Below are 294 nucleotides of genomic sequence, written 5' to 3'. Positions count from 1 at the left end.
GGAAGCGCAGCCAACCGCGTACAGGTTCGGGATGGGCTCGCCCGCCGTATTCACAACCTGGGCGTTCTCGTTGATGGTCAGGCCGCCGGAGGTGCTGCACGAACCAGGCACGTAGGTGGTGCCATAGAACGGGCCCGCGGCCAGGGGCGCCAGCACCGGGTTCGGGATGTCGGTGCGGCTGCCGGCCATAACGCCGGTGGTGTTGATGTCCAGGTGCTTCTCGCCACGATGGACCACCGGATCCTTGCCCTCGGCGGCATTGGCGTTGAAGGCCTCGATCTCGGCCTTCAGTCC

1 protein-coding gene is annotated in these 294 nt (G+C 66.7%); it reads right to left on the bottom strand.

Annotated features, from left to right (window positions below; translation table 11 throughout):
- On the bottom strand, positions 1–294 hold a 294-nt coding region (locus PZH32_RS13360), incomplete at both ends, for an FAD-binding protein (RefSeq protein ID WP_275208740.1).

Origin of the sequence: Adlercreutzia equolifaciens, from assembly GCF_029076695.1 — a bacterium.
GTDB lineage: Bacteria > Actinomycetota > Coriobacteriia > Coriobacteriales > Eggerthellaceae > Adlercreutzia > Adlercreutzia equolifaciens_A.
The sequence above is the reverse complement of the archived record's forward strand: the minus strand, read 5'-3'. Positions and strand labels throughout refer to the sequence as shown.